We start from the raw sequence: 15,530 nt of genomic DNA on the forward strand, positions 1-15,530 counted from the left end.
GAGAGGCGCCCGCGGTCAAGGCCGCTCGCGCGCGCGACCCAGACGCAGCCCTGGCACGATCGCGAACACCGCCAGGGCGGCCGCGATGGCGAGCACCGCGGAAAAACCGCCGCCGGCACCCGTCAGAGCGGTGAAGACCAGCCCCATGACCGCGATCGTCATGGCCGTTCCGAGGGCATCGGAGATCGACAGCGCCGACGAATGGAAACCCTGATTCTGCGGTGTCGAGTAGGCGAGCGTCAGAACCGTCAGGCGGGGGTACATGAGACCCATCCCGCCGCCGGCGAACGCCCAGCCCGCGATCAGCAGCGCGGGGTGGACGTGGAGGAGCGCCGTGAGGAGCGCCGTGACGGTCGCGGTGGTGAGCATGGCCGTACCGATCACGGCGATCCGCGTGTTCCCGAGGCGATCCCCGACCCGCCCCTGCACCTCCGCCGCAGTCGCCCAGGACAGCGCTGCGGCGGTGAGGGCGAGACCTGCCCACGTCGGCGAGAACCCGTACTCGTCGATCAGCAGGTAGGGGATGTAGACCTCGGCACCGAAGAGCGAACCGGCGATCAGCCCTCGCATCAGCACGACGCTCGGCAGCCCACGCCCCAGAAGCAGCGTCCGGGCGGGGAGAAGAGGACGCACCGCCAGGCCGATGACGACGACGGACCCGATCACTCCCGCCCACGACAGTGCGCCGAGCCGGCCCGAGAGACCGAGAGCCAGGGCCCCCAGCGCGACTGCTGCCGCGCACGCCAGCCGCGGACCGACGCGCTGCGTCGCGGGGTGGTCGGTTCCCAGCGGCTGCCCGCGCAGGCGTGCGACGACCATGGCGAAAGCGACGACCGTCAGCGCCGCGACCCCGAGGAAGACCCACCGCCAGTGCAGGAACTCCGCGACGGCACCGGCGAGGAAGGGCCCGATCAGCGACGGCACGACCCATGCCGCCGAGAAAGCGGCGAACACGCGTCCGTGCAGGGTCGGCGGATAGACCCGCGCGACGACGACGTACAGCGCCACGGTCTGCCCGCCCGTTCCCAGGCCCTGGATGAGGCGGCCGACGACGAGCACCTCCATGGTCCCGGCGAGCCCGGCGATCATCAGTCCCACGACGAAGAGCACCACCGCCGTGGTCAGCGGGGCGAGCACCCCACCGCGGTCGCACCACGCCCCGACAGCGACCATGCCGATGACGCTGGTGGCCAGCGTGCCGGAGAAGGCGACCGCGTATAGGGCGTCGCCGTCGAGGTCGGCGCTGACGACGGGCATGACGGTGGTCACCGCGAGCGACTGGATGGCCGCGAGGAAGATGAGCGCGACGGCGCCGAGCGTCACCCAGACGAACTGCGCGCTCCAGACACCGCTCGCCGGTGTGCGGAGGGTCACGCGCGCGCCAGCGCGCCGATGCGCTCCACGGCCTCGCGGAGCACGTCGGGGGAACAGCCGAAGTTGACGCGGACGTGCCCGGAGCCCTCGTTCCCGAAGAGCGGCCCGTGGTGCAGGGCGACCCGCGCCTCCCGGCGGATCCGCGGCGCGGGGTTGTCCCCCCAGCCGTACGCCGACACGTCCACCCACGCCAGGAATCCGGCGTCGGGGATGCGGTAACCCGCGCGGGGCAGGTGCTCGCTAAGCAGCGCGGCCAGGAGGCGCCGGTTCTCGTCGAGTGCGGCGAGGAGCGCGTCGAGCCATCCGTCGCTTTCGGGGGCGAAGGCGGCGACGGAGGCAAGGGCGCCGAAGTGACCCGTCCGCCATTCGACCTCTGCCGGCATCCCGCGGAGCACCCCGGCGTGGGCATCGGATGCGGCGACCATGAGCGCACACTTCAAGCCCGCCAGATTGAACGCCTTGCTCGCGCTGACGAGCGCGAACCCGACCGCCGCCGCGTCGTCGGAGGCGGAGAGGAACGGGGTGAACGGTGTGCCCGGCTGGACGAGTGGCGCATGGATCTCGTCGCTGAGGACGACCGCGCCATGTCGCGCCGCCATCGACGCCAGTTCCGCGAGCATCTCGCGCGCATGCACCGTTCCGGTCGGGTTATGGGGGTTGCACAGAAGGACGGCCCGCGCCCCACCCGCGAGCGCCCGGTCGATGGCGTCGAGGTCGAGCTCCCACCCCGTGCCCGTGTCGCGCAGGGGAACCCGTTCGACGACGCCGCCGGCCTCGGGGATGGCGTCGTAGAACGGTGGGTACACCGGTGGCGTGACCACGACCCGGTCGCCGGGGCTGAGGAGGGCGCGGAGCACCTCCACGATCCCCATCATGACGTCGCACGTGGAACGCATCCGGGCCGGGTCAGGGCTCCAGCCGAAGCGGCGGTCGGCGAACGCGGCGAACGCGGTGCGAAGTCCGGGGTCCGGTGGCGTGTAGCCGGTGTCTCCGCGCCGCACCGCGTCGGTCAGCGTTCGCGTGATGGCCGGTGCGAGGGGGAAGTCGGTCTCGGCGACGAAGAGCGGCAGGACGTCGTCGCCGTAGGTCCGCCACTTCGAGCTCGATCGTTCGCGGAGCTCGTCGATCGGCAGTGCTCTCAGCGGGTTGACGCTCACCCGACGAGCCTACGACAGCAGCTCGGACTCCTCCGCGGCGGAGAGTCCCGCCCGGCGCGTCCGGTCGATTTCCCGCGTCACCTCGTCGGCGAGCGTGCGGGTGAGGGTCTCCGGCAGGGGACGCGTCGCCCCGCCGGTCGCACGGAAGGCAGCATCGCTCCGGCGAGCGAAGCCGGTGTCGCCGATCGGCAACCAGAGCGGCAGGGACCGCGGGCCGGACCAGTAGCGGACATCGCGCTCGACAAGCCACCGATCGTCGCGCGCCTCGATCTCGCCGTCGAAGTCGGTCACGTTCCGCGCGGCGGCGAAAAAGTCGTCGAAGGGCATCGGTGCGCCCACCGCGTTGATCGTGCCGGCCACACCCGTGGCGCCGGCACGGACGATCCACTGCGCGAGATCGTCGACGTCGATGACCTGCACGAAGCGGTCCGCCGTCACCGGGGCGAGGACCCGCCCGCCCCGGGACATCCGCGCCGGCCAGTATCCGAACCGATCGGTGGGATCTCCCGGACCGACGATCAGACCCGCACGGGCGATGAGGAGCCGCTCGGCGAAAGTGCGGGCGGATGCGTGTTCCGCGGCGACTTTGGCCTGCGCGTAGTCGGCAGGATCGTCCCCCTCGACGACATCGGCGGATTCGTCGGCACCGGGCTCGTCATTGCGCCGGTACACCGACACACTCGACACCAGGGTCCAGTGCCCGGCGTACCCGGCGAGGGCCTCGCGGGCGGCGCTGACGAAGCCGCTGTCGTACGAGACCTCGACCACGTCGTCCCATGCGCCGCGGACCGCGTCGTACGCGCCGGGATCCGACCGGTCGGCCGCAACGAGGTTCGCACCGGCCGGAACCGCTCCCGACCGTCCGCGCGCCAAGCAGGTGACGTCAGATCCATCGGCCAGCGCCGCCCGGGCGATCGCTCCCCCGAGCCACCCGGTACCCCCGAGGATCAGGACCTTTCGCATCGGCCGGGTGACAGGCGGTCAGATGGCGAAGCCGAGGGCACGCATCATGTCGCGCCCGTCGTCCGTGATCCGCTCGGGACCCCACGGCGGCATCCACACCCAGTTGATGCGGAAGCGCTCGACGACGCCGTCCAGGGCCTGAGCCGTCTGCTCCTCGAGCACGTCGGTGAGCGGGCAGCCGGCCGACGTGAGCGTCATGTGGATGACCAGTGCGTCGTTCTCGTCGTCCCAGGCGAGGTCGTAGATGAGGCCGAGGTCGACGACGTTGATCCCGAGTTCGGGGTCCATGACGTCTTTGAGCGACTCGGTGACCTCGTCGTACTTGTCAGGTGCGAGGGTTGCGGTCATGTCACGATCCTATGCTTGGCGTCGCCGTCAGGCGTCGACGGAGGTTCCGGCCTCGGTGATGAAGCGGTCGTAGCCCTCTTCTTCGAGTCGGTCGGCAAGCTCCGGGCCGCCCTCTTCGACGATGCGTCCGCTGACGATCACGTGGACGAAGTCGGGGCGGATGTAGCGGAGGATGCGCGTGTAGTGGGTGATCAGCAGCACGCCGAGGTCGCTGGAGGCCTTGGCGCGGTTGACGCCCTCCGACACGATCTTGAGCGCGTCGACGTCGAGGCCGGAGTCGGTCTCGTCGAGGACGGCGATCTTCGGCCGCAACAGCTCGAGCTGAAGGATCTCGTGGCGCTTCTTCTCACCACCGGAGAAGCCCTCGTTGACGTTGCGCTGGGCGAACTTCGGGTCCATCCGCAGGTTCGTCATGGCGTGCTTGACGTCCTTCGTCCAGGCGCGGATGCTGGGCGCCTCGCCGTCGATCGCGGTCTTCGCGGTGCGGAGGAAGTTCGTCACGGTGACGCCGGGGATCTCCACCGGGTACTGCATCGCGAGGAAGAGGCCGGCGCGGGCGCGCTCGTCCACGGTCATCGCCAGCACGTCTTGGCCGTCGAGGGTGATCGAACCCGACGTGACGGTGTACTTCGGGTGACCGGCGATCGTGTACGCCAGGGTGGACTTGCCGGACCCGTTGGGGCCCATGATCGCGTGCGTCTCTCCCGTGCCGATCGTCAGGGTGACGCCGTTGAGGATGGGCGTGGTGCCCGCATCCGTCTCGACCGTCACATGGAGGTCGCGGATCTCGAGGACAGACATTCAGACTTCCTTCGTTCGGGTGGGGTCGATGAGCACGTCATCGCCGTCGATCTCGACGACATAGACGGGCACCGGCTCGAAGGCCGGGAGGTTCAGGGGGTGTCCGGTGCGCAGCGAGAACGCCGAGCCGTGCGCCCAGCACTCGAGCGTGTCGTCTTCGACGAACCCCTCGGAGAGCGAAACCTCGCCGTGGGTGCACGTGTCGCCGATGGCGTGCACGTCGCCGTGGGAGTCGAGCACGACGGCGATCGGGACGCCACCCACCTCGACGCGCAGCGGGGTGTCGGTCTCCAGCGCGCTCAGGGCGCACACACGCGCGGCACTCACAGTGCCTCGCCTTCGACCAGTTCGCGCTCGATCTCCGCGGCGAGTTCCCGCTCGAGGTCGGGGACGCCGATGCGCTGCACGATCTCGCTGAGGAAGCCGATCACGACGAGTCGTCGTGCTTCTTCCTCGTCGATGCCGCGCGCTTGCAGGTAGAACAGCTGCTCGTCGTCGAACCGGCCCGTGGCGCTGGCATGGCCGGCACCGAGGATGTCGCCCGTCTCGATCTCGAGGTTCGGGATGGAGTCGGCCCGGGCACCGTCGGTGAGCACGAGGTTTCGGTTGGCCTCGTACGAGTTGGTGCCTACAGCATCCCGCCCGATGAGCACGTCGCCGATCCAGACGCTGCGCGCGCTCACGCCCTGCAGGGCTCCCTTGTAGAGGACGTCGCCGACCGTGTGCGGACCCTTGTGGTGCAGGTACACCTGCGACTCGAAATGCTGGCCGGCGTCGGCGAAGGACAGACCGAACATCCGGCCCTCGGCGCCGGAACCGGCGAGCTCGACGGAGGGATTGACGCGAACGACGCTGCCGCCGAGCGTCACCACCCCGTGGATGAGCTTGGCGTCACGGTCGACCCGCGCCTGGTGGGTGGCGGCGTGCACGGCGTCGTCGTTCCAGCGCTGCACCGAGATGACGGTCAGCTGCGCCCCGTCGCGGACGAGGATCTCGAGGTTCTGCGCGTACTGCGCCGATCCGGAGTGGTACAGAATGACCGTCGCGCGGGAGTTCGGAAGCGCCTCCAGCACGATGTGCGCGGCACCGAACCCGTCGGCGCGCTCGCCGACGAGGTCGATGCGCAGCGGCTCGGCGAGGTCTTCGTTCGCCGGAATGCGGACATGCAGTCCGTCGCCGGCGCGCTGCCACGCGATGGCGGCCGGCAGATCTTCGGGGCGGAAGAACTCGCCCCGCACGGTGGAGTCGGCCACCAGGTACGCGGCGGCGTTCCCGGTCACCACACGCACAGCGGATGCATCATCCCCGGGCGCCAGCACACCACCGAGGCGGTCGATCGGAGTGTGCTTCCAGTTGACCTCACGCCCGGTGGGGGCGCCGAAGTCGGCGGGGTTGAAAGACCAGGGTCGCTCGGAACGGGTCTGGATGGGCGCGGCGGGCACGTCGGCCCGGTCCCATCCTCCGTCGGTGTGCGCTGAGCTTCCCGGCAGGGGGGCGGTCGCGGTCGTCATTTAGCCGACGGATCCTTCCATGCCCATCTCGATGAGCTTGTTCAGTTCGAGGGCGTACTCCATGGGCAGTTCCCGTGCGATCGGCTCGATGAATCCGCGGACGATCATCGCCATCGCTTCGTCTTCGGGCATGCCGCGCGACTGCAGGTAGAAGAGCTGCTCTTCGCTGACCTTGGAGACCGTGGCCTCGTGGCCGAGCTGGACGTCGTCGACACGGATGTCGATCGCCGGGTACGTGTCGCTGCGCGAGATGGAGTCCACCAGCAGCGCGTCACACCGGACGGTGTTGGCGGAGTGGTGCGCGTTGGCGTCGACGCGGACCTCGCCGCGGTAACCGGCGCGGCCACCGCCGCGGGCGATCGACTTCGACACGATGGAGGACTGCGTGTAGGGCGCCATGTGGATCATCTTCGCGCCAGCGTCCTGGTGCTGTCCCGGACCGGCGAAGGCGACGGACAGGGTCTCGCCCTTGGCGTGCTCGCCCATCAGGAAGATCGACGGGTACTTCATCGTGACCTTGGACCCGATGTTTCCGTCGACCCACTCCATCGTCGCGCCCTCGTGGGCGACGGCACGCTTGGTGACGAGGTTGTACACGTTGTTCGACCAGTTCTGGATGGTCGTGTACCGCACACGGGCGTTCTTCTTCACGATGATCTCGACGACGGCCGAGTGCAGCGAGTCGCTCTTGTAGATCGGAGCCGTGCAGCCCTCGATGTAGTGAACGTAGGAACCCTCGTCGGCGATGATCAGCGTCCGCTCGAACTGACCCATGTTCTCGGTGTTGATCCGGAAGTAGGCCTGGAGAGGGATCTCCACGTGCACGCCGGGCGGCACGTAGACGAACGATCCGCCCGACCACACCGCGGTGTTGAGCGCGGCGAACTTGTTGTCACCCGCGGGGATGACGCTGCCGAAATACTCGGTGAAGAACTCGGGGTGCTCACGCAGGGCCGTGTCAGTGTCCATGAAGATGACGCCCTGGGCTTCGAGCTGCTCGTTGATCTGGTGGTAGACCACCTCGGACTCGTACTGAGCCGCCACACCCGACACCAGCCGCTGACGCTCGGCCTCGGGGATGCCCAGGCGCTCGTAGGTGTTGCGGATGTCGTCGGGGAGGTCTTCCCACGTCTGCGCCTGCTTCTCGGTGGAGCGCACGAAGTACTTGATGTTCTCGAAGTCGATGTCGCTGAGGTCTGCACCCCAGGTCGGCATGGGCTTGCGGTCGAACAGCTGCAACCCCTTCAAGCGGGTCTTCAGCATCCACTCGGGCTCGGCCTTCAGGGCAGAGATATCGCGCACGACGGCTTCGCTCAGCCCACGCCTTGCGCTGGCGCCAGCGGCATCGGCGTCGTGCCATCCGAACTCGTAGACGCCGAGGCTCTCGAGTTCGGGCCGGTCGATCAGGACATCAGCCATGTCGGTCACTCTCCTCTCGGGCCGCAACGGTGTGATCCGCCCCGGAATTCCCACGTCCTCCGTGGAGTTCCGGAGGGGGGAAGCCGTCGGTGGGCCCGCTCTGTGGGCGCAATTCCCGCGCCTAGACTGTCAGTGATGCGAAACGCGCAGCGTCCGCATCCCGAACCCTTTGATTCTACAGGTTCCGGCTCTTCCCCGGGGCCGCCGCCGCCGCGTCGGCCGCCCCTCGTCAGCAGCGTCCAGGAGGCGACTCGCATGTCCGTGCAGACTCCCGTGCCGATCCGCTCCGGGGTTTCCGGCCAACGACGGGAATGGCTTCCGGCGCGGGTGGACCGGCGGGTGATCGCCGCGGCCTGGGCCACGCTGATCGTCCAGATCGGGATCGTCGGCACCGGTGGTCTGGTGCGCCTGACCGGATCGGGCTTGGGGTGTCCCACGTGGCCCCGGTGCACGGCGGACTCCTTCGTCGCGACGGAGGAGATGGGCATCCACGGGGTGATCGAATTCGGCAACCGGCTGCTGACGTTCGTCCTCGTCGCCGTGGCCATCGCGACCTTCCTCCTCGTGGTCAGGATGCGGCGCACGCGGCCCGACCTGTTCTGGCTCGCCCTCGCCATCGGCCTCTACGTGCCGCTGCAGGCGATCATCGGCGGCATCACGGTGCTGACGAACCTCAACCCGTTCGTCGTCGGACTGCACTACTTCGCCTCGGTCGTGCTCGTGGCGCTGTCGGCCGTGTTCGTTGCCCGCGTCTACGCGACACCCGGCCCGCGCGTGCGCGCCGTGCCGGCCTGGTTCGCCGCCCTCACCCATGTCACGAGCCTGCTCGTGCTCATCACGGTCGTCGTCGGCATCCTGGTGACGGGTTCCGGGCCGCACGCCGGAGACGGCGGAGCTGCACGCAACGGCTTGGACCCGCAGTTCATGCAGCACGTCCACTCCTGGCCCGCCTACGCTCTCCTGGCCGCGACGCTGATCCTGCTGGTCGGCGCGTGGCGCACCCCGTCGCGTCTCCGCCTGCGCCTGTGGGTCGGGCTGCTGCTGGCCGTCGAGGCCGCCCAGACCGCAGTGGGGCTGTGGCAGGCTCGCGCCGGTTTGCCCGTCGTCCTCGTGAACATCCACATGGTGCTCGCGGTGGTGCTGGTCGCGGCGATGACCGCGGTCGTCATGCACCTGAAGCTCCCGGCGACCGACGAAGACCCGCGGCGAGATAAGTCCGCCACATAGGGGATTCATGGACGGCGCGGAGGCGATGTCCATGCCGATGCGTCAAGCTGGGGGGATGCCGCGGCCGACCGTGCCCGGAAATCACCGAGGAGAACGCCCCTTATGACCTCACGCCCCAGCCTGATCCGCAGCATCCCGTTCTGGGTGCTCCTGGTCGGATCCCTCATCCTGACGGGCGTCGGCGCCTGGCTCGTCCTTGACCGCCTGTCGCGCATCGAGTCGGCCATCGTGAGCCAGTCCGCCGAGGCGACGATCGAGGTCTACGTGGGCCAGCCCGCCGTTCTGGCCGCCGCCATCGTCCTCGGCTCCGGGCTCGTGGGCCTGCTGCTCACCCTCGCCGTCGCGACGTACAGCACCCTGCGCCCCCGTCTCGCCGTCGAAGAGATCGAGACGATCGACTGGACCGACGACGAGGTTGCCGCGCCCGCTCCGGAGTACAGCGCCAGCACCGCGTCCGCCCCGGCCGCCGCATCCGCCGCCCCCGTCGCCGCCACCCCGGCCGCAGCACCCGCCGCAGCGTCGACGCACACCGACCCGGTCATCGCGACCGACCCGGTGATCGCCGAAGGCCCCGACGTCGAGGTCCCCAGCACCGCGACGCCGCCGGCTAACGCCCGCGACTGACCCGCGAGAAACGACGATCCCGCCGAGAAACAGCGCAACGCGCTATGTCTCGGCGGGATCGTCGTTTCTCGGCGGCGTCCCGCGTCAGAACGGCAGGAGCGGGTCGACCGCGATCGCCACGAACAGCAGCGTGAGGTACGTGATCGACGCGTGGAACACACGCATCGGACGCGGCTCCGTACCCCGAACGGCGCGGGAGTACAGGCGGTGTGACTCGTAAACGAACCAGCCGCCGAACACGAGTGACGACACCGTGTAGACCAGGCCCATCGAGGCGACGGGGATGAGGAGAAGCGAGCACGCGACGGTCGCCCACGCGTAGAGGATGACCTGCAGGCCGACCTGCGGGCCGCTACGCGTCGCCCCGAGCATCGGCACGTCGGCCTCTTCGTAGTCGTCCTTGTACTTCATCGACAGCGGCCAGTAGTGCGGCGGCGTCCACAGGAAGACGAGCACGAACAGGATGAGCGCCGACCAACTGAGCGTTCCGGTCACCGACGACCAGCCGATCAGCACCGGGAAGCATCCGGCGATGCCCCCCCACACGATGTTCTGCTCGGTACGGCGCTTCAGCAGGATCGTGTAGATGACGACGTAGAAGAAGATGGCGGCGGCCGACAGCGCGGCGGCGACCCAGTTCGTCGTGACCAGCAACCAGACCGTGGACACTGCGGCCAGCGTCCACGCGAAGATGAGCGCACCGCGGGGGGAGACTTCGCCGGTCACGAGCGGACGCTTACTGGTGCGCTGCATGTGCGCGTCCATGTCGCGGTCGAGGTACATGTTGAACGCGGCGGCCGATCCTGCGCTCATCGACCCGCCGATCACCGTGGCCAGCACGAGCCACAGGTTCGGCAGCCCGTTCTGCGCCAGGATCATCACCGGAACGGTCGTGACGAGCAGGAGCTCCAGCACGCGGGGCTTGGTGAGAGCGACGTAGGCGCGGATCGTACGACCGACGGAGCGGGGTGCGGTCGGCAACGGCGCATTCGTCGTCGTAGAGATGTCCATCGCCCCCTGTTTCGAGCACCGTTTCGGTGCGTTCAGTCTAGGCCATGGGGCTGAGCGCCCCCGTCTCGTCCTACGCAGGTCGGAAGCCGTCACGACCGACCCGGCAAGTTCCCCGCTTCGCTATGCTGGCAACGAAGCGCGCCCAGCGCATCCCTCCCTCTGACCCTCGTGCATCGAGGCCGCGGACCGAATGCGGCTGGGCACAGGGATCGAGAAAGGCGACCGCGTGTCGGACTTGCAATGGGATGAAATCGATCGTCGTGCGGTGGATACCGCACGAGTGCTGGCAGCGGATGCTGTCGAGAAGGTGGGAAACGGCCATCCCGGCACGGCGATGAGCCTCGCACCGGCCGCGTACCTGCTGTACCAGCGGGTGCTGCGCCATGACCCCGCCGATCCGCACTGGCCCGGGCGTGACCGCTTCGTCCTGTCGGCCGGTCACTCGTCGCTGACCCAGTACGTCCAGCTGTACCTGGGCGGGTTCGGCCTGGAGCTCTCCGACCTGGAGGCGCTGCGCACGTGGGGCTCGAAGACTCCGGGACACCCCGAGTACGGCCACACCGACGGCGTGGAGATGACGACCGGCCCGCTGGGCCAGGGCTTGTCCTCCTCGGTGGGCTTCGCCTACGCGGCCCGGTACGAGCGGGGCCTGTTCGACCCCGACGCGCCGCAGGGCGAGAGCCCCTTCGACCACTTCGTGTACGTCATCGCGTCCGACGGCGACCTCGAGGAGGGCGTCACCAGCGAGGCGTCGTCGCTCGCGGGTCACCAGAGCCTCGGCAACCTCGTCGTCATCTACGACTCCAACCAGATCTCCATCGAAGACGACACCAACGTCGCCTTCACCGAAGACGTCGCGAAGCGCTACGAGGCCTACGGCTGGCACGTGCAGACGGTCGACTGGAAGAAGTCCGGACAGTACGTCGAGGATGTGGCGGAGCTCTACGCCGCGATCGAGGCGGCCAAGGGCGAAACCGACAAGCCCTCGATCATCGTTCTCAAGACGATCATCGGCTGGCCCTCCCCCGGCAAGCAGAACAGCGGCAAGATCCACGGCTCCGCCCTCGGCGCCGACGAGCTCCGCGCGACCAAGGAAGTGCTCGGATTCGACCCCGAGCAGAACTTCGCCGTCGCCGACGACGTTCTCGCACACACGCGCTCGCTCGTCGAGCGCGGCGAGGCCGACAAGGCCGCGTGGCAGGAACGGTTCGATGCGTGGGCCGCCGCGAACCCCGAGCGCAAGGCGCTGTGGGACCGCCTGCAAGCCCGCGAGCTCCCCGCCGACATCGCCGACGCGCTCCCCGCCTTCGAATCGGGCAAGGAGGTCTCGACGCGTGCCGCCTCCGGCACCGTCATCAACGCCCTCGCCGCCGAGCTTCCCGAGCTGTGGGGCGGGTCGGCCGACCTCGCCGAGTCGAACCTCACCACCATCAAGGAGGCGGAGTCGTTCATCCCCGAGGAGTGGTCGACCCACGAGTGGCAGGGATCGCCGTACGGGCGCGTGCTGCACTTCGGCATCCGCGAGCACGCGATGGGCGCGATCCTCAACGGCATCGTGCTGCACGGCCCGACGCGGCCCTTCGGCGGCACCTTCCTCATCTTCAGCGACTACATGCGCCCGCCGGTGCGTCTGGCCGCGCTGATGAACATCCCCACGATCTTCGTCTGGACGCACGACTCCGTCGCCCTCGGCGAAGACGGGCCCACCCACCAGCCGATCGAGCAGCTCGCCACGCTCCGCGCCATCCCGAACTTCGCGCTCGTGCGTCCGGCCGACGCCAATGAGACGGCCGTGGCGTGGCTAGAGATCCTCCGGCGCACGGACGGGCCGGCCGGTCTCGCGCTGACGCGGCAGAACATTCCGGTGTTCCCCCGCGGAGAGGGCGCCGCATCCGGCGACACCTTCGCGTCGGCGCAGTCCGCCGCCCGCGGCGCCTACGTGCTCGTGGATGCTCCGAACGGCTCCCCCGACGTCATCCTCATCGGCACCGGGTCCGAGGTTCAGGTCGCGGTCGCCGCGCGTGAGCAACTGGCCGCCGAGGGTGTCAATGCCCGCGTCGTCTCGGCTCCGTCGTTGGAGTGGTTCGACGAGCAGGATGCGGAGTACCGCGAGTCGGTGCTTCCGTCGTCGGTGCGCGCGCGGGTGTCGGTCGAGGCGGGCATCGCCCTCCCGTGGCGCGGCATCGTCGGAGACGCCGGCCGGTCTGTCTCGATCGAGCACTTCGGCGCCTCGGCGGACTATCAGACCCTGTTCCAGAAGTTCGGCATCACCGCCGAGGCCGTGGTCGAGGCCGCACGCGAGAGCATCGCGGCCGCGGGCACTGCTGCGATCAAGCACAAGGAGAACTCATGAGCACCCCCACCGCCAAACTGGTCGCCGAGGGCGTCAGCATCTGGCTCGACGACCTGTCGCGCCAGCGCATCCTGACGGGCAACCTCGCGGACCTCATCGCGACGCGAAACGTCAGCGGTGTCACCACCAACCCGACCATCTTCGCCGGCGCCCTCTCCCAGGGCGAGGCGTACGAGGCTCAGGTGCGCCAGCTCGCCGCGAAGAACGCCTCCGTCGACGACGCGATCTTCGAGATCACCACCGACGACGTCCGCGCCGCCTCCGACGTCTTCGCGACGGTGTTCGCCGAGACCGGCGGCGTCGACGGACGGGTGTCGATCGAGGTCTCCCCCGAACTCGCGCACGACACCGAAGCGACCATCGCCCAGGCGAAAGAGCTTGCCGCGGCCGTCGACCGCCCGAACGTGCTCATCAAGATCCCCGCGACCAAGGCGGGCCTCCCCGCCATCACCGAAGTCATCGGCGCGGGGATCTCGGTCAACGTGACGCTGATCTTCAGCCTGGAGCGCTACGCCGAAGTCATCGACGCGTATCTCACCGGCGTGGAGAAGGCGCAGGCAGCCGGCCACGAGATCTCCACGCTGCAGTCGGTCGCCTCGTTCTTCGTCTCCCGCGTCGACACCGAGGTGGACAACCGGCTCGACGCCGTCGGCACTGCTGAGGCCGTCGCCCTCAAGGGGCAGGCCGGCCTCGCCAACGCGCGCCTGGCATACGAGCTGTACGAGCAGAAGTTCGCCGAGCCGCGCGCCAAGGCGCTCCTGGATGCCGGCGCCACCGTGCAGCGCCCGCTGTGGGCGTCGACCGGCGTGAAGAACCCGGATCTTCCCGACACGCTCTACGTGACGGAGCTGGTCGCGCGCGGCGTCGTGAACACGATGCCGGAGAAGACGCTCGAGGCGACCTTCGACCACGGCGTGATCGAGGGCGACACCGTGACCGGCAGCTACGAAGCGTCACGCGAGGTCTTCGCGAATCTCGCCGACGCCGGCGTCGACTTCGCCGACATCACTCAGGTGCTCGAGGACGAGGGCGTGGAGAAGTTCATCGCCTCGTGGCACGAGCTGCAGGAAACCGTCTCGAAGGCGCTGGAGGCCGGCACCGCGGAGGCCGCTTCGTGAGCTTTGAGATCCATGTCTCCGGGCGTCCCAAAGAGCTCGTGGACACGATCGTTCCTGGGCTGGCGGCCTCCCTGGTCGCCTCCGGCATCACCGCCGGTGACGCGACCCTGTGGGGCGCGACCGCCGAGTCCGAGGCATCCCGGCGACTGGGCTGGGTCGAGGCGGTCTCGACCTCGCGTCCGCTCGTGGCCGAGATCGAAGCCCTCCGGGCACAGCTCGTCTCGCAGGGCATCACGCGGGTCGTCCTGGCCGGCATGGGCGGATCGTCCCTCGCACCCGAGGTCATCGCGCAGACGGCCGGCGTCCCGCTGGTGATCCTCGACTCCACCGCCCCCGGCCAGGTGCTCGCCGCGATCGACGGCGACGCCGAAGCGGGGGGCCTGGAGAACACGGTTCTCGTCGTCTCCTCGAAATCCGGCTCGACGATCGAGACGGACTCCGCCAAGCGCGCGTTCGAAGCGGCGTTCCGCGACGTCGGCATCGACCCGACCGAGCGGATCGTCGTCGTCACCGATCCCGGCTCACCTCTGGAGGCGTCCGCTCTCGCCGACGGCTACCGCGTGTTCCCGGCCGACCCCGAGGTCGGCGGGCGCTACTCGGCCCTGACCGCCTTCGGGCTGGTCCCGGCCGGGCTCGCCGGCGTCGACGTCGGTGAGCTCCTCGACGAGGCCGAGGCGACCCTCCTCGAGGTCGCCATCGACGACCCGGGAAACCCCGCGCTCGTGCTGGCTGCCGCCATCGCCGGCGGGGACCCTCGCCGCGACAAGCTGGGGCTGGTTTCCGACGGCACGCACATCGTCGGGCTGCCCGACTGGATCGAGCAGCTCATCGCCGAGTCGACGGGTAAGAGCGGCACGGGCATCCTCCCCGTGGTGCTGCTGCCGGTCTCCCCGGAGGTGGAGGAACCACCCGCCGACCTCCAGATCGTCCGTTTCGTCGACGACGCCCAGCACTTCCGGCTCTTCGAGAGTCACTTCGACGAGATCCTCGTGAGCGGCTCGCTCGGTGCCCAGTTCATCGTGTGGGAGTACGCCACCGCGATCGCCGGGCGGATGCTGGGGATCAATCCCTTCGACCAGCCCGATGTCGAATCCGCCAAGGACGCGACGCGTGGCCTGTTGGACGCTCGTCCCGAACCCTCCGCGCCCGCCTTCACCACGGACGGCGTCGAAGTCCGTGTGAGCGACCCCGCCCTCGCCGCATCCGGGACCCTGGCCGGTGTGCTGGACGCGCTGTGGGCGAGCATCCCGGCCGACGGCTACGTCAGCATCCAGGCCTACGTGAACCGGCACGCGCTGCCGCAGCTGCAGGGTCTCCGCGAACTCGTCGCCGCCGACTCCGGGCGCCCGACCACGTTCGGGTGGGGTCCGCGGTTCCTCCATTCCACCGGGCAGTACCACAAGGGCGGCCCCGCCGTCGGCGTGTTCCTGCAGATCATCGAGCAGTCCGAGGTCGACCTGGAAATTCCTGGGCGCCCGTTCACGTTCAGTTCACTGATCCAGGCGCAGGCCGCTGGTGACGCAACTGTTTTGGCTCAGGGGCACGGACGTCCCGTCGTGACTCTGACATTGACCGATCCGCAGGTCGAAGTGCTCTCGCTCTTCGAGGCTGCTCAGTAAGGCGA

Annotated in this window: 14 protein-coding genes; 5 read left to right on the forward strand and 9 right to left on the reverse strand. The window is 69.2% G+C overall.

Annotated features, from left to right (window positions below):
• Positions 1–15: 15 nt before the first annotated feature.
• Genes AC4FS1_RS04850 through sufB form a run of 8 tightly spaced genes read right to left on the reverse strand, consistent with a single transcriptional unit; the run spans position 16 to position 7,573 of the window.
• A complete protein-coding gene (locus tag AC4FS1_RS04850) occupies positions 16–1,374 on the reverse strand; it encodes an MFS transporter (RefSeq protein ID WP_491153128.1) in 1,359 nt (452 codons plus the stop codon).
• A complete protein-coding gene (locus tag AC4FS1_RS04855) occupies positions 1,371–2,531 on the reverse strand; it encodes a MalY/PatB family protein (protein ID WP_491153129.1) in 1,161 nt (386 codons plus the stop codon). Before AC4FS1_RS04855 ends, AC4FS1_RS04850 begins: the two co-directional genes overlap by 4 nt.
• A 9-nt stretch (positions 2,532–2,540) precedes the next feature.
• Positions 2,541–3,494, reverse strand: coding sequence for a Rossmann-fold NAD(P)-binding domain-containing protein (locus AC4FS1_RS04860; protein ID WP_491153130.1), 954 nt, complete (start codon positions 3,492–3,494; stop codon positions 2,541–2,543).
• An 18-nt stretch (positions 3,495–3,512) separates the two neighbouring features.
• Positions 3,513–3,842 carry a metal-sulfur cluster assembly factor gene (locus AC4FS1_RS04865; protein WP_484509409.1) on the reverse strand — a complete coding sequence of 110 codons (330 nt, stop codon included), beginning with the start codon at positions 3,840–3,842 and terminating at the stop codon, positions 3,513–3,515.
• A gap of 27 nt (positions 3,843–3,869) precedes the next feature.
• Positions 3,870–4,643 carry a Fe-S cluster assembly ATPase SufC gene (gene sufC / locus AC4FS1_RS04870; protein ID WP_491153131.1) on the reverse strand — a complete coding sequence of 258 codons (774 nt, stop codon included), beginning with the start codon at positions 4,641–4,643 and terminating at the stop codon, positions 3,870–3,872.
• On the reverse strand, positions 4,644–4,970 hold the full coding sequence (locus AC4FS1_RS04875; RefSeq protein ID WP_491153132.1) for a non-heme iron oxygenase ferredoxin subunit: 327 nt from the start codon (positions 4,968–4,970) through the stop codon (positions 4,644–4,646).
• Complete coding sequence (gene sufD / locus AC4FS1_RS04880) at positions 4,967–6,154, reverse strand: Fe-S cluster assembly protein SufD (RefSeq protein ID WP_491153133.1); 1,188 nt, start codon at positions 6,152–6,154, stop codon at positions 4,967–4,969. The genes AC4FS1_RS04875 and sufD overlap by 4 nt, the downstream gene beginning before the upstream one ends.
• Complete coding sequence (sufB, locus tag AC4FS1_RS04885; RefSeq protein WP_491153134.1) at positions 6,155–7,573, reverse strand: Fe-S cluster assembly protein SufB; 1,419 nt, start codon at positions 7,571–7,573, stop codon at positions 6,155–6,157.
• 255 nt (positions 7,574–7,828) lie between these two features.
• Here sufB and AC4FS1_RS04890 point away from each other — a divergent pair, with 255 nt between their 5' ends.
• Positions 7,829–8,800 (forward strand): COX15/CtaA family protein, encoded by a 972-nt coding sequence (locus tag AC4FS1_RS04890; RefSeq protein ID WP_491153135.1) that lies wholly within the window; start codon positions 7,829–7,831, stop codon positions 8,798–8,800.
• 102 nt (positions 8,801–8,902) lie between these two features.
• Complete coding sequence (locus AC4FS1_RS04895) at positions 8,903–9,424, forward strand: dinucleotide-utilizing enzyme (protein ID WP_491153136.1); 522 nt, start codon at positions 8,903–8,905, stop codon at positions 9,422–9,424.
• An 84-nt stretch (positions 9,425–9,508) separates the two neighbouring features.
• On the opposite strand, the gene AC4FS1_RS04900 is transcribed toward AC4FS1_RS04895, so the two are convergent.
• Positions 9,509–10,435, reverse strand: coding sequence for a heme o synthase (locus tag AC4FS1_RS04900; protein ID WP_491153137.1), 927 nt, complete (start codon positions 10,433–10,435; stop codon positions 9,509–9,511).
• Between the two features lie 226 nt (positions 10,436–10,661).
• On the opposite strand from AC4FS1_RS04900, the gene tkt reads away from it, so the two are divergent.
• Genes tkt through AC4FS1_RS04915 form a run of 3 tightly spaced genes read left to right on the forward strand, consistent with a single transcriptional unit; the run spans position 10,662 to position 15,525 of the window.
• The gene (tkt, locus tag AC4FS1_RS04905) at positions 10,662–12,788 is read left to right on the forward strand and encodes a transketolase (protein ID WP_491153138.1); all 2,127 of its coding nucleotides are present in this window, start codon (positions 10,662–10,664) and stop codon (positions 12,786–12,788) included.
• A complete protein-coding gene (gene tal, locus AC4FS1_RS04910) occupies positions 12,785–13,906 on the forward strand; it encodes a transaldolase (protein WP_491153139.1) in 1,122 nt (373 codons plus the stop codon). Before tkt ends, tal begins: the two co-directional genes overlap by 4 nt.
• Positions 13,903–15,525, forward strand: a complete 1,623-nt coding sequence (locus AC4FS1_RS04915; protein WP_491153140.1) for a phosphoglucose isomerase-related protein — start codon at positions 13,903–13,905, stop codon at positions 15,523–15,525. The genes tal and AC4FS1_RS04915 overlap by 4 nt, the downstream gene beginning before the upstream one ends.
• The last annotated feature ends 5 nt before the right edge of the window (positions 15,526–15,530 follow it).

The organism is Microbacterium sp. Z12_35 (genome assembly GCF_058310475.1).

Bases quoted from the DNA above. Each gene is read 5' to 3' on its own strand.
- AC4FS1_RS04890 (WP_491153135.1), top strand. From the start codon at position 7,829: ATGTCCGTGCAGACTCCCGTGCCGATCCGCTCCGGGGTTTCCGGCCAA.
- AC4FS1_RS04860 (WP_491153130.1), bottom strand. From the start codon at position 3,494: ATGCGAAAGGTCCTGATCCTCGGGGGTACCGGGTGGCTCGGGGGAGCG.
- AC4FS1_RS04865 (WP_484509409.1), bottom strand. From the start codon at position 3,842: ATGACCGCAACCCTCGCACCTGACAAGTACGACGAGGTCACCGAGTCG.
- AC4FS1_RS04895 (WP_491153136.1), top strand. From the start codon at position 8,903: ATGACCTCACGCCCCAGCCTGATCCGCAGCATCCCGTTCTGGGTGCTC.
- tal (WP_491153139.1), top strand. From the start codon at position 12,785: ATGAGCACCCCCACCGCCAAACTGGTCGCCGAGGGCGTCAGCATCTGG.
- AC4FS1_RS04900 (WP_491153137.1), bottom strand. From the start codon at position 10,435: ATGGACATCTCTACGACGACGAATGCGCCGTTGCCGACCGCACCCCGC.
- sufD (WP_491153133.1), bottom strand. From the start codon at position 6,154: ATGACGACCGCGACCGCCCCCCTGCCGGGAAGCTCAGCGCACACCGAC.
- sufB (WP_491153134.1), bottom strand. From the start codon at position 7,573: ATGGCTGATGTCCTGATCGACCGGCCCGAACTCGAGAGCCTCGGCGTC.
- sufC (WP_491153131.1), bottom strand. From the start codon at position 4,643: ATGTCTGTCCTCGAGATCCGCGACCTCCATGTGACGGTCGAGACGGAT.